The sequence below is a fragment of the Desulfuromusa kysingii genome, assembly GCF_900107645.1.
Lineage (GTDB): Bacteria > Desulfobacterota > Desulfuromonadia > Desulfuromonadales > Geopsychrobacteraceae > Desulfuromusa > Desulfuromusa kysingii.
In genome coordinates this window covers 286,846-299,875 of the sequence record NZ_FNQN01000004.1, presented here as the reverse complement: position 1 = coordinate 299,875, position 13,030 = coordinate 286,846, and the positions used below count along the sequence as shown (strand labels likewise).

The following is a 13,030-nucleotide window of genomic DNA, read 5'->3' as shown; positions in this document are numbered from 1 at the left end:
CAGAGCCTCCTGGTTACATTGTGCCAGAAATCTCTACTTTTGACATGTCTACCTACTGGGGAAGCTTACGGAGTCACATCAGCCTAAAGGTTGATGTCGTTGAGGTCACGGTAATAGGGTGATCGATTTCGGTTCCGATGATGGGAACGCTTACAGAAATATTAATGCTAACAAAACGCCTCGAAACTTTTCGGGGCGTTTTGATTAAGAGGCCGTCTCTTTCGGTCTTGCTGCTCAATGCTTAAAATCCAGTAGCGCAGCCAGGTAGATATATCTTCGGACCGTAGGTATTTTCATTGTCCAGACCTTATTGAGTCGGTCAACATGGCGCTGTGCAAGGTGACGAAAGATCGGGTCGTCTCCTAAAGATGAATCAGTTTTCAATTATGTTAGAAGGGCGGATGCCGCTATTCGTTGGCTCGCTTCGAATGCAGAATTGTTTTACTATCTCTGATAGACGGCCTTTTTATAAGATATTTTTTATATTTCTTCCTGTTCAGTTGTCGCCGAAATTAAACTCATCTATTGACTAGATTAATCTCATAGACACGGCTTGGTCTACCTTTGGCTGGGCGTTCAACTCTGGACTCTTTAGCATAACCAGCTTGAAAAAGCTTTGTAAGCAATCGATTGCCGCTGCGAGGTGTAATTCCCAATGCTTCTGAAAGCTCATAGGCTGTCATATGCTGAGAGTTCTGACGTTCAAGGATCCCTTTGATTTTGCTAATATTCTCCGGAGTGACACCTGAATCATCAGCAATTTGGATTATCTGTTCATCAAAGTTTTTGATATTGTAGCCACTGTCCTTTGTGTCGGCAGGAGATATAATTTGTCCCAATTGTGTCAAGATTTTTACTGTATTTGTTTGCTTAGATGCCAGTTCTAAAGCCTGTTTTGCATTAGACATTGCGCTGATAGGACTTGAACCGTAACCAATACCAATACTCACAGTAACTTTAAACTTGACAAACAAGTGATAAAGTAGCGGGAAACATCTATACTTATCTGTGTAGTCTTCAATAAAGCCTCTAGTTGATATTAAGTAATAGTTCTCAGACCCTCTATTAAAAACAAATGATTGCAATTTTTCTTGGAAATCCAACATATAATTAAAATATCTATAAATGAATCTTTGGTATTTAAATTCATTGCGTTCATTTGGACTATTATCTTTATCTATCTTTATGATGACAACGGCTGGATGATTTCTACTAAAGTTCATAAAGTTAATAGATTCAATGATTTTATCACACCCTTTTTGAACAGAAAAATATGTATGATTAATTAACATGCAAGGGTAATTATTTTTCTTTAGATACTTATATACGCTAAAAAATCCCGTAATAATTGTTGTTTTATTGTTTAGACGATAATTTTCTATATGAAAGTTTACAATATCTTCAACAGTCAATATTTTATCGTGAAAAATTGAATTAACATGAGTGAGAGGAAAACCTAGCTCTCTATAGATTTGCTGAATAACAGAACTCTTGACAGTGTCGATGCTGATTATTTTCGGTACATTTTGCAATGACGAAGAGGTGATCAACTTCATGATGCCAGTTTCGTCAAATTCAAAAAATGTCGTCGGAATACTGCTTTGGTGTTCACTTTTAGTTAAGTAGTAAGAGTAGCTGCCAACAAATAGAATCCCATCAACGTTTTCTATTTCTTTAACCGTTTGTGAAGCTTTACTGTAGTCACTGAATGAAAAAGGTATTAAATTGAAAGACAGATCCATCAAGCTAGTTATTTTTTGAATCTCCTCAACTCGTTTATCAATGCCAACTATAGCAATTTTCATAGTTTATAAATTCCTTTTTAATAGAAAACGTCCTGTTTCAATCTAACTGTGGAATAAGAAAAATAAAGCTTAAACCTGTCTTCATTGAAAAATCATGATGTAACGGAAAGCTCTGAAGCATGGACCTGCTATAGCTTGTGCCTTGTTAATTCAATGCTTTTTGAAAAAATCAAAGCGTCTTCAATGAGGCACAATATATATAAGACCAAGAGGGTTTTAGCAAACATTGAAGACTTTTTTCTTGACAATATTTAAAACTTAGCCTTTAATTCTTTAAAGACACATTATGGAAATGACTTTATATCATCTGTAGTCAAAATCAAATCATCAAATACATTGGCAGCTATTATAACGTTTCGAGCTGCGGTCTTAATACTCATCGTTGTAGGTTGTTGATTCGGACTGTCGAGGAACATGTTAACAAGAGAACAACTGAACATATTATGTGATATTGCCGGTTTAGATCATGTCCTGACACAAAAAAGTGATCGAATCTGCTACTCCTACGATGCCACACAGCAACAGTTTTTGCCTGATGTTGTTGTTCATCCCGGAACTGCTACAGAGATCAGTCGGATACTACAGTTTGCCAATCAGAACCACATTCCTGTTTTGCCTCGTGGAGCAGGAACCGGTTTCACCGGTGGAAGCTTACCGATATTAGGCGGTATTGTCCTTGGTTTGAGCCGACTCGACAGAATCCTTGAAATTGATGAAGAAAACTTGGTTGCAATCATTGAGCCTGGCGTTGTTACTGCAGACTTTCAGAAAGCTGTAGAGAAAGTTGGTCTGTTTTATCCTCCAGATCCAGCATCTCTTAAGGTCTCGACGATGGGAGGCAATGTTGCTGAATGTGCTGGCGGGCCACGTTGTGTCAAGTATGGGGTCACTAAAGATTATATTGTCGGGTTGGAACTTGTTACCCCCACCGGAGATATTATTCGTACCGGTGGAGAGACAATGAAAGGCGTCGTCGGCTACGATTTAACCAAATTGATATGCGGCAGTGAAGGGACTCTTGGAGTCGTTACAAAAATCATTGCTAAATTGCTTCCCAAGCCGGAAGCTAAAAAAACCATGTTGGTTCTGTTCGATTCAATTGATGGCGCAGCTAATGCCGTGTCAGCGATTATCAGAAATAAAATCATCCCAACAACATTGGAATTCATGGACGCGAGAACTTTAGAGTGTCTGCGGAGATCAACAGAATTAGACGTGCCCAATTCAGCCAATGCTGCCCTCATTATTGAGGTTGATGGTGACATTGAGTTTCTCGACAAACAAGCAGAAATTATTTCAGAGTCTATCAAAGCTCTCGGAATTGTCGATATAAGAATTGCATCGACAGATGTTGAGAGTGAGAAGTTATGGGAAATGCGCAGAGCGGTCACAGGTGCTTTGAGGCAAGTGAGACCTCAGATATACAACGAAGACATTTGCGTACCCCGCTCAAAAGTCCCCGACATGATCCGAAAAATCGATTCTATCGCACAAAGATACGGGATTCCTATCGTTAACTTTGGTCATGCTGGAGACGGCAATATTCACGTCTGCATTATGGTGGATATCAGTATCCCAGGCGAAAAGGAGAGTGCTGAAGAAGTGGTCAAAGAGGTCTTCTCAGAGACTTTAAAGCTGAATGGCACGATGAGTGGTGAACATGGTGTCGGGATCACGAAAGCTCCGTTTATCTCCATGGAATTAGAAGGAAATACGGTTGATTATATGAAGACCATAAAAAAAGCTCTTGACCCTAACAATATTTTAAATCCGGGGAAGATGTTTCCAAGTGATGTCAACTCATAAACCTTTTGTCGTTATCTATGAACCATCCAGATAGACAGAAATTAGATAATCTCTGCTCCCAAAATAATTTTCATTTTTAGCTCATGCATGTAAAGGAGGTCCGTTATCCAACAAGAAGAGTTCCATTTTTATGATCATTCATTCTTTCTGTGCCAAAGGAGTTTAGCATTATGCAAAAACACGTAAAATCAAAGCCATTCCTGTTTCTTTTTTCTTTAATTCTAACGACCTTTTTCATTGTTCCTAGTTTCTCTTTCTCAGCCGATAAAATCAAAATAAAACTTGCTCATACGGTTCCAACATCACATGCGTACCATAAAGGGTATGTGAAATTTAAGAATCTTGTTGCTGAGCGGACTGATGGACGGGTTGAAGTTACAATCTTTCCTCAAGGGACTCTAGGTGGTGATGTTCAGGCCGCAGATAGTGTCCAAATGGGGATTGCCCAAATGGCACTGACAGGAACATTTGCTTTGTACGACTATAATCCCAAATGGGCGTTATTAGACCTTCCTTATTTCTTCAATGATTACGAGGACGTTGATACCATTATAAACGGCCCTATCGGAGAGGAACTTTTAAGTGAAAGTGTCGGGAATGCTTATGTTTTGGGTTTCATGGAAAACGGTTTTCGACATGTGAGTAACAATGCGCGTCCCATTAAAACCCTTGAAGACATGAAAGGTCTCAAGATTAGAACAATGAAAGCACCGGTTCATGTTTCGGCTTTTGAAGCTCTTGGTGCCAGTCCAACTCCGATGCCTTTTGGTGAGTTATACACCGCGATGCAAACAGGCGTTGTCGATGGTGAAGAAAATCCCCCGTCACTATTTTACACGATGAAATTTTATGAGGTACAAAAGTACTTTTCTTTAACTCGCCATGTTTATCTGTCCGGATTAACCATGATTAACAAAAACTTTTTTGATGGATTGCCCGCTGATATTCAAACCGCAATTCAAGAATCATTTACTGAAGCTGCCGCGTATCAAAGAGAGTTAGTGCGTCAGGACGACGCTGAAAAAATTGAAATGCTGAAGAAAAAGCTCCAAGTGAACTCATTGCCCGACAGTGAAATTGTCAGATTTAGAGAAGCAACCCAATCTGTGTATTCTGATTGGGAAGGCAAAATCGGTAAAGACTTTTTGGAACGGGCCTCCAAAGCCATTAACCGCTAACCTTTAAAAGCTTTTGCCTCCCGCATACGTTATCGGGAGGCAAAACTTTATTTTGTAGAGAGGGATGTGACCAATTGAATCCTCAAAAAAACATATTTTACCGTTTATTTAAAAGCTTTGTTTCACTGAACATCTTTTTTTCCCAAGCATGCAAGATTACCGTCGGTGTTATGTTGGCCATAAACCTGACGATTGTTTTTCTTGGGGTGGCCTTTCGATATGTTCTCAACCAGCCTCTTGGATGGGTGTATGAAATAGCAGTATACCTGATGATGTGGTCTGCTTTTTTGGGTAGTGTGTGTTTAGTAAGAGAGAAAGCACATGTTGCTCTTGATTTTCTTGTTGACTATCTCCCAACTACTCTTCAAAAAACGATTAAATTCGTCCTTGGGATTTCTATCATTATCTTTTTGTGTGTTGTCGTCAACTCTTCCTATGACATGATTTCCGGTCTACTCAAGTCAAGGTCTGCTTATCTTAGAATACCAATGATATGGGTCTATAGCTCTGTCCCTCTAGGTATGACACTTATTATCTTGCAGCAAATTGAAATCATTCTCACTGATGTATTTAATATTGGCAACGAAGAACAGTAACTATTGGCAATTGGGAGTAAATATTCAATGGAAACACTGAGCATAGTTGGAGTTTTTATTTTAACGTTATTTCTGGGAATGCCCATCGCATTTGTTCTAGGAATTACGGGACTGGTCATGGTGTTGTTTATTGACGTCCCTTTGGTAGTTCTTCCGAATCGTATGTGGTCACAATTGGGAACATTCCCTTTCCTCGCGGTCCCCTTTTTTATTCTCGCTGGGGAGATTATGAATGAAGCAGGAATCACCCAGAGGCTTGTCAGTTTTGCAAACCTTTTGGTTGGGCGCATACGTGGCGGACTTGGGCAAGTCAATATCATCGCCAGTATGTTGTTTGCAGGAATCACAGGTTCGGCTATCGGAGATACCGCCGCATTGGGATCGATCATGATTCCTGCCATGGAAAAAGAGGGGTATGACAAAGATTTCAGCGTGGCAGTTACCGCGTCGTCATCAATCATCGGGCCGATCATTCCTCCAAGTCTTCTAATGATTATTCTTGGGGTTGCAGCTGAGCAATCTATTGGGACCCTATTTGTCGCTGGTTATGTTCCGGGAATACTTATTGGTGTCTCTTTGATGATCCTGACTTATTTTATTTCGATCAAAAGGAACTACACTTTCCGCGCTGAACGAACCTCTTTTAGACAAGGTCTTATCATTTTTAGAAAAGCTCTCATCCCGCTTTTGATGCCGATCATAATTATTGTTGGCATCTTGGCTGGGATATTTACCGCAACAGAGGCTGCTGCTGTCGCTTGTGTCTATGCCCTTTTTGTCGGTCTTTTTGTCACTAAAACTCTGAAACTGAAAAGGTTACCTGATCTCTTCATCCGTTCAGCCCTTTTGACGGCTTCGTTGCATTTGATTGTCTCAATGTCTGGAATCAGCGGTTTTGCTGTTACCGTTCTTCAACTTGCCGAAAAAATGAGTGCGGCAGTCACACAGTTTTCTACAAATCCATTTGTCATCTTGTTGCTGTTGAATATTGTCCTGCTGATCATTGGTATGTTTATGGAACCCACGGTCTCTATCATTATTTTGGTACCAATTTTATTTCCGATGATAGAGGCGCTTGGTATTCATCCTGTCCACTTTGGGATTATCATGCTGATGAATTTAACAATCGGAGTGGCAACCCCACCTCTAGGACTTGTCCTTTTTACCGCAAGTAGTGTCGGCAAAATTCCCGTTGAAAGAGTGGTCATGGCAATTTGGCCATTTCTTCTGATTGAGTTTGTTGTTCTTCTTCTCATCACTTATATTCCGGCACTCACGCTGACTATCCCGCGCTGGTTGGGTCTTTTGGCCTGATCTAGCACGAAATTCTCCCGGCTTTGCTGGGGAGATTTCGTAGAAAATCGACGACAAGGAACCAAAATGTCATGAAACCATCAGATCAAAACATTTCATATTACGCAAAAAATTATCCGGCATCTGGAATCAGAGCGATGTTTGATTTGCTTCCTGAGTACCCCGACGTGGTGAATCTTTGCAATGGAGAACCAGATTTTTCGACTCCATCTCACATCTGCGAAGCCGCAATTGCATCAATTCAGGGTGGAGATACCCGTTACAGTCCGACGTCGGGAATATTGGAATTGCGTCAGGCCGTTGCTGATAAATACACACAGCAACTCAAACGGCGTATAACACCGGACAATGTAATGATTGTCTGCGGTGGCACAGAGGCTTTGATGATGTCACTGTTGGCGACTGTGAATCCCGGTGATGAAGTGATCGTAACCGATCCATGTTACCCGAACTACTTCGCCCAGATTGAACTGGTCAAAGCCAAATGCGTCTCCATCCCCGTTTATGAAAAAAATAATTTTCAGATCGATCCTGAAGATCTCAAGAAAGCGATCTCATCTCGAACAAAAGGTATCATCTTAAATTATCCAAACAATCCGTTGGGAGTTACTGCAAGCGAGGAATACATTCAGTCACTAGAGCAGCTCATCGATGATAACAATCTAATAGTGTTCTCCGATGAAGTGTATGAATCCTTAACCTATGGGAAGAGTGGTCACTACAGCCTAGCTCAGAACGACCGCATCAAAGACAATGTTTTGGTGATGAACAGTTTATCAAAAACCTACGCAATGACAGGTTGGAGAATTGGCTATATTGTCGGGCACCCAAAAATCATGAAAAGTATGTTTAGGCTCCAGGAATCTGTCCTCTCATGTTTGCCCGTTTTCATCCAGAAAGCCGCGTTGGCAGCGCTCAGAGGATCTCAGGATAAGGTTCAAGAGATGGCTTCCGCGTATGAAAAACGGATGAATCTTCTTGTCGATGGGATCCAAAGTATGCCTGGTTTCAAATGTATAAGACCTATGGGGGGGTTATGTGTCATGGCGAACATTTCCGCCTACAACAAAAGTTCAGAAGAGTTTTCAAGAGAACTGCTAGAAAATGCTGGCGTTATGACTGTTCCCGGCTCTGCTTTTGGTCCCATGGGAGAAGGCTATATCCGTTTCTGCTTTGCAAATTCTTTTGAAAACATTCAAAAGGGTGTTGAAAGACTAAGCTCTTACATTGCATCTAGACAATAAGCACATTTATTCCTAATAGAGGTTTTTGTATTGATATGTTTGAAATAACACAAAAAGTTCAATCTTTTTCCGATGAATTAAAGGAATTGCGCAGGTATTTTCATCGCCACCCTGAAATCGGATTTGCGGAATTTAACACCCAAAAAAAAATCATCGCATACCTGAAAGATCTTGGTCTTCATCCCAATCCTATCGCCGGGACAGGTGTCGTTGCTACTATAGAGGGGACGAAACCAGGACGCACCGTATTATTGCGTTCCGATATGGATGCGCTCCCTGTTTTTGAGGAAACGGGTTTAGCTTATGCTTCAGAATCCCCTGGAATAATGCATGCTTGTGGCCATGATGGTCACATGGCAATGCTTTTAGTCGCATCGCGCATTATTTTTTCTCTGCGAGAACAGTTTTCCGGGACAGTGAAAATTCTTTTTCAACCGAATGAAGAAGATGCTGGCGCTTGGAAAGTGATCGAAGATGGTGTCATGTTGGATCCGAAAGTCGATGCTGTATTCGGAATGCATCTGTGGTCTCAATGTGCAACAGGCAGTGTTGACATTGTGGATGGACCGCAAATGGCTGCATCGTATTATTTTAATCTCACTGTGAACGGTCGTGGAGGACATGCGGGATTTGCACATAAATCCATTGATCCAATCTATGTTTCTACGCTGATTATCCAGGCCATTCAGGGGATCCAAACCCGACAAGTCGATGCTCTTGATCCTGCAGCTATTATGATTACAAAAATTCAAGCTGGAACAAGCTCGACGATCATTCCTGAGAAGGTTGAGATCGAAGGCTCGATTCGCTTTTTGTATCCAGAAGGGGAGAAGCTCTTAGAACGTTTTGAAACGGTCATCGATCAAATTTGCAAAGCATATGATGCAACGTATGAACTGTCATTTCAGCAGGGCAACGCGTTGCTGTCCAATGATCCGGTGATTGCGAAATATGCACGTCAAGCTGCGGCAGAAACTGTTGGTGCTGAAAAGGTCTCTGCTATACACCGAACCATGGCTGGTGAAGATTTTTCTTCCTACCTTGCACACGCACCTGGTGCTTTTGCTTTTGTTGGGATTCACGATACTAAGAAAAGCACAGTCTACCCACACCATCATCCTATGTTCGATATTGATGAAGGCGCATTGCTTTTTGGAACGGAACTGTTTGTCAGAACAGCTTTTAAGTTGCTCGATAAATCTCTGGCTATTGCGACTTGAAACCTTAATGGGAACTCAGCGTTGAAGCAACAATGACTATGATTAAGCTGAAATCTTTAAAAGATTTACCGGATGGGATTGAGTAAGTGCGTCAACAAAGGGGAGCACAAAAGGTGCTCCTCTTTATCGTTTGTCGCTTTAGTTGAAGGGATTATTTAGAAAGTAGCCTCTCTGCTGACCGCAGTGCACAGATAAAATTAAGCTAGCACCGTCATACTATCAATTTTAAGTGGTTTAGTTTCCTTCTTTTGTTAGTCTTCCTGCTCTTTTGAGCAGATTTATTCTGTTGGATCAGAGAAGTACCAGTTATCTGTTCCCGTATAGCTGTATTTGTCATCAGCTGCGTAGACCAAAAGGAACTCTTCCGTTTCGCTGACAAGGATGAAAGTGACAATGCCATTGTTTGTAATTCCGGAGAGGGTTCCATCGTCATTTAGGGTAATAACATAGGAGGTATCCTCTTCAGATGAACTCCAGACTCCATTGTCATCGTAATAATTCTTAGAAACCAGGACCGCATCACCAGAAAAAGTAATGGTCTCCTGAACAGTATATAATCCATCCTGATAAGATACATAATAAATATCGTTGTCGATCATGTCGGAGGTAAATTCATTCGTCTCGTACCAATCGTCAGGAATCTCAGTATGCCAATCATCGATCCAGGAATCTGAATCAAAAGACCATTCGACAGTGTAATCGCTGCTTTCAGAAAGGGTGTCTTCTTCGTCAGAAGAGCTGCTTGTCGCTGTGAGAGACCCATCGTCATTCAGGGTGACTATAAGCTGATATGTGCCCCTGTACAGGTAGTTACCCTCACTGTCGTACCATTCATCAATAACTGTTGCAGTCCCATCTGAGAAATAGATCGTTGATTGTACGGTTTCACCATCTTTCTCATAAGAGAGATAATAGGTATCATCGTCAATCATTGACGAGGTGAATCCTGAAGAGACACCGTTGCTACTGCTATCATTATCTCCACATCCAGCAATAAAAAGTAAAATCAGAACTAAAAGCCATAACAATCTTTTCATCGTTTTTGTCCTTATCTTAAAAATTTTAATACGTAATTTATTGAAGATCGTCAATTATCACAGATCTGAATCTTCACAAAAAAAGCAATATTTCCATTCATTCTTCCAGGACTCATTATTCATATGCATGGCGACCTTCTCGACTTTTTACGATCGAATAGCTATCAAGAAGCTCCCCTGTGTCTGTACGATAAGAAGAAACTGTTACCGTGTAACCGCTGATTTTAACATTTAGGTATGTTGGTGTTTCCAGTTGCTCATACATGGCGAAGTAATAATTAGTGTACCCATCAATGTCTGTAAAGTCGTAGTATTTGCTACCACTTGCAGAGTTGGCAGTGATATATACCGTCCCCTCCGGATCAACAACAACGGTCTGTCCGATTATCTTTTTATTATCAATATCGATAACGTCGCCTACTAGGTCGACATGTTTTGTTACCTCTTCACCAGATCTTCGATCAGTTGATGTGTAGCTGGCTCCACCTTCAACAATTTCGCCACCGGATAGCTGATAGGTGCGGGCATAGAAGTGATCATGACCTGAAAGAACCATGTCGATATCGTTATCGTCGATGATTGGGTACATGACGGTTCTGATATCATTGACATCGTCGACATGACTGGCTGAGCTGAAGATGGAATGGTGAAAGACAACTATTTTCCATTGAACGTCTGGATTTGCTTCGATTGCCTCTTCAACGAAAGTTTCATGCTCTGAATTGCTGTCGCTGTTGGTGTTTATTACCATGAAGAGGGTGTCACCATATGTAAACCAATAATCACCGCCACCATCGGTCACACCATAGTCTTGTGATTCATTAGGTACACTGAAATGGTAGGAGTAGAGGTCGTTGGTATCATGATTGCCAAGTGCGGGAGCAAATGGTGTCGATGAGAGTTCAGTTGCTGCGAAAAATCCATCATATTCGCTGTCAGAGGATGCGGTATTGACCTGATCGCCGGCACTTAAGATAAAGCTGGTCTCAGGAAAGGTTGTCAACGCCTTTGTGACAGTCTCACTCCATCCTTCTGCATCTTCCTCAGTATCGTGTGAACCGATCTGTGGGTCTCCGACAAAAATGAAATTGTAGTCCTGACTATCTTCAGTTTGGAAATCAACGCTTTCGGTGTAGCTATCTCCGTCTCCGAGAATATAATAATACGTGCTGCTCTCCTCTACGCTAACAGAGGTGACTCTGCAGGAGTATACCGTTGAGTCATCCTCATCAATCGAATCATCAGTTGTATCATCGGTTGTATCCGTTCCAGGAGGGCCACCCAATGATTCTCCTTCTTCGACATCAACCTCAGTACAGGTCGCAGCATAAGATTCAGATAGGTCTGAGACATCGTACACCATAAGTTCTTCATATCCAGTTGGTTCGCTTCTGGTGAACCAAGTAAAGTTCAGCTCCTGTTCATTGCTGCCAAGCTGAATCGTGATGTTGTAAGCATCATAAGCGCTTGCCACAACGGGAACTCCTAAGGCAAAACTGACAAGTAAAAACAATCGGGACAACTGCTGTAACATGTTCATTTCTGTTCGTCTCCTTGGCTAGTGGACTTTTCAGTCCCATTTAATGAGATATTGGAGTTGCGTTTTTGTTGCTCACTCCAGCTTTCTCGCTGTAATAATCTGGCAGTTAAGGCGGCAGTGATGGGGATGGTCAGTATGACCCCCATACTGCCTGCTAAAGCTTGGACAATTTCGATGGCGACAAAGTTTGAATTAATTAGGTGGTTGTATTGAACTGAATAGAAATCAAGGACGATGATGGTTGACAGAGCAGAGCCGACGAAAGCCAAGATCAGGGTGTTGGACATGGTCCCGATCATATCCTTTCCGACATTCATCCCCGTCTTAAAGAGCTTCATGGCACCACAATTCTGAACATTGACATGCAGCTCATAGATCGCAGAGACAATGGACAGAGCCGTGTCCATAACAGCACCCATGGCTGCGATGAGGATGCCGGCAAAAAGGATATTCTCTACTCCCAAGCTCGTTTTTTGACGGATAAAAAGAAGGCTTTCCGCCTCCTCTAGTTTAAATCCCGAGATATGGACCAAACTGCTGTAGAGAAGTAAGATGAGTCCAGAAAGGACAACTCCTGAGGCTGTTCCGCTGATGGCACAAAAAGTCTTCTTGCTGATTCCGTTCAAAAAAACCATGTTTGCGGTGGTCACGAGGACAACAACACCGATTGAAGACCAGACGGGGGAATAACCTCTCATAATCAAAGGTAAAAATATGAACAGTATGCTGACGAGGGTGTAGACCAGACTCAAACATGACATGAGTCCTTTTTTGCCGCTGATCAACACCATTGTGAAGAGAAAAATCAAAGCGAAGATATAAATATAGGGAGCTCTGTCATAGTTATAAACGCGAACTTTAAACTTGCCGTTTTTCAGTTCATCAACAATGACTGTTAACTTCTGCCCTTTTTTTGCAAGAACGCTGTTGTATACGCTTAGACGATTGCTTGCCGTTAGAGTTTCGCCTTTGTATTTACCGCTAAGTAAGTAAATTTGCAGATTTTGCTTGCCTACTAGTATCTTTTCGGAAAGATTGCTTTTTTTAAGGTTTTCCTCAATGACATTGAGAACTCTACACTTTTCATAAGTGATCGTTGAGCCAGTCCTTCCTTTGGAGTAGCTGGAATAATCCAGTTGGCGGATAACAAGAATGATGACGACACAAATAATGACGAGAAGGATAGAGGTAATAATGTCTAAGTTATTAGTCAGTATTTTAGAATTTTTTTTGAACATTATTTATTCGCCCTTGCCTGCGGCCATGGGGTAGAAACAGGTTGTGTGGTGA

At 41.5% G+C, this 13,030-nt stretch carries 10 protein-coding genes; 6 read left to right on the top strand and 4 right to left on the bottom strand.

Annotated elements, in window-relative coordinates:
- Positions 1–518 precede the first annotated feature (518 nt).
- On the bottom strand, positions 519–1,805 hold the full coding sequence (locus BLU87_RS08710) for a helix-turn-helix domain-containing protein (RefSeq protein ID WP_092346885.1): 1,287 nt from the start codon (positions 1,803–1,805) through the stop codon (positions 519–521).
- A 414-nt stretch (positions 1,806–2,219) separates the two neighbouring features.
- Between BLU87_RS08710 and BLU87_RS08705 the strand changes: the two genes are divergently transcribed.
- From BLU87_RS08705 to BLU87_RS08680, 6 genes are all read left to right on the top strand, one after another.
- On the top strand, positions 2,220–3,611 hold the full coding sequence (locus BLU87_RS08705) for an FAD-binding oxidoreductase (RefSeq protein WP_092346882.1): 1,392 nt from the start codon (positions 2,220–2,222) through the stop codon (positions 3,609–3,611).
- 170 nt (positions 3,612–3,781) lie between these two features.
- Entirely contained in the window at positions 3,782–4,789 is a 1,008-nt protein-coding gene (locus BLU87_RS08700) for a TRAP transporter substrate-binding protein (RefSeq protein WP_092346879.1), read from the top strand.
- 74 nt (positions 4,790–4,863) lie between these two features.
- Positions 4,864–5,385 carry a TRAP transporter small permease gene (locus tag BLU87_RS08695; RefSeq protein ID WP_092346876.1) on the top strand — a complete coding sequence of 174 codons (522 nt, stop codon included), beginning with the start codon at positions 4,864–4,866 and terminating at the stop codon, positions 5,383–5,385.
- Positions 5,386–5,412: 27 nt separating this feature from the next.
- Positions 5,413–6,699, top strand: coding sequence for a TRAP transporter large permease (locus BLU87_RS08690; RefSeq protein WP_092346873.1), 1,287 nt, complete (start codon positions 5,413–5,415; stop codon positions 6,697–6,699).
- A gap of 137 nt (positions 6,700–6,836) precedes the next feature.
- Entirely contained in the window at positions 6,837–7,943 is a 1,107-nt protein-coding gene (locus tag BLU87_RS08685; RefSeq protein WP_217637464.1) for a pyridoxal phosphate-dependent aminotransferase, read from the top strand.
- Positions 7,944–7,978: 35 nt separating this feature from the next.
- The gene (locus BLU87_RS08680; protein WP_092346867.1) at positions 7,979–9,163 is read left to right on the top strand and encodes a M20 metallopeptidase family protein; all 1,185 of its coding nucleotides are present in this window, start codon (positions 7,979–7,981) and stop codon (positions 9,161–9,163) included.
- Positions 9,164–9,441: 278 nt separating this feature from the next.
- On the opposite strand, the gene BLU87_RS08675 is transcribed toward BLU87_RS08680, so the two are convergent.
- From BLU87_RS08675 to BLU87_RS08665, 3 genes are all read right to left on the bottom strand, one after another.
- Entirely contained in the window at positions 9,442–10,200 is a 759-nt protein-coding gene (locus BLU87_RS08675) for a hypothetical protein (RefSeq protein WP_092346864.1), read from the bottom strand.
- Positions 10,201–10,315: 115 nt separating this feature from the next.
- On the bottom strand, positions 10,316–11,740 hold the full coding sequence (locus BLU87_RS08670) for a metallophosphoesterase family protein (protein ID WP_092346861.1): 1,425 nt from the start codon (positions 11,738–11,740) through the stop codon (positions 10,316–10,318).
- Complete coding sequence (locus tag BLU87_RS08665; RefSeq protein WP_092346858.1) at positions 11,737–12,978, bottom strand: YibE/F family protein; 1,242 nt, start codon at positions 12,976–12,978, stop codon at positions 11,737–11,739. Before BLU87_RS08665 ends, BLU87_RS08670 begins: the two co-directional genes overlap by 4 nt.
- Between the last annotated feature and the right edge of the window lie 52 nt (positions 12,979–13,030).

What these genes read in the sequence shown, in the direction of transcription:
- BLU87_RS08710 (WP_092346885.1), bottom strand. Translation starts at nt 1,805, where the DNA reads ATGAAAATTGCTATAGTTGGCATTGATAAACGAGTTGAGGAGATTCAA.
- BLU87_RS08705 (WP_092346882.1), top strand. Translation starts at nt 2,220, where the DNA reads ATGTTAACAAGAGAACAACTGAACATATTATGTGATATTGCCGGTTTA.
- BLU87_RS08700 (WP_092346879.1), top strand. Translation starts at nt 3,782, where the DNA reads ATGCAAAAACACGTAAAATCAAAGCCATTCCTGTTTCTTTTTTCTTTA.
- BLU87_RS08690 (WP_092346873.1), top strand. Translation starts at nt 5,413, where the DNA reads ATGGAAACACTGAGCATAGTTGGAGTTTTTATTTTAACGTTATTTCTG.
- BLU87_RS08685 (WP_217637464.1), top strand. Translation starts at nt 6,837, where the DNA reads ATGTTTGATTTGCTTCCTGAGTACCCCGACGTGGTGAATCTTTGCAAT.
- BLU87_RS08680 (WP_092346867.1), top strand. Translation starts at nt 7,979, where the DNA reads ATGTTTGAAATAACACAAAAAGTTCAATCTTTTTCCGATGAATTAAAG.
- BLU87_RS08675 (WP_092346864.1), bottom strand. Translation starts at nt 10,200, where the DNA reads ATGAAAAGATTGTTATGGCTTTTAGTTCTGATTTTACTTTTTATTGCT.
- BLU87_RS08670 (WP_092346861.1), bottom strand. Translation starts at nt 11,740, where the DNA reads ATGAACATGTTACAGCAGTTGTCCCGATTGTTTTTACTTGTCAGTTTT.
- BLU87_RS08665 (WP_092346858.1), bottom strand. Translation starts at nt 12,978, where the DNA reads ATGTTCAAAAAAAATTCTAAAATACTGACTAATAACTTAGACATTATT.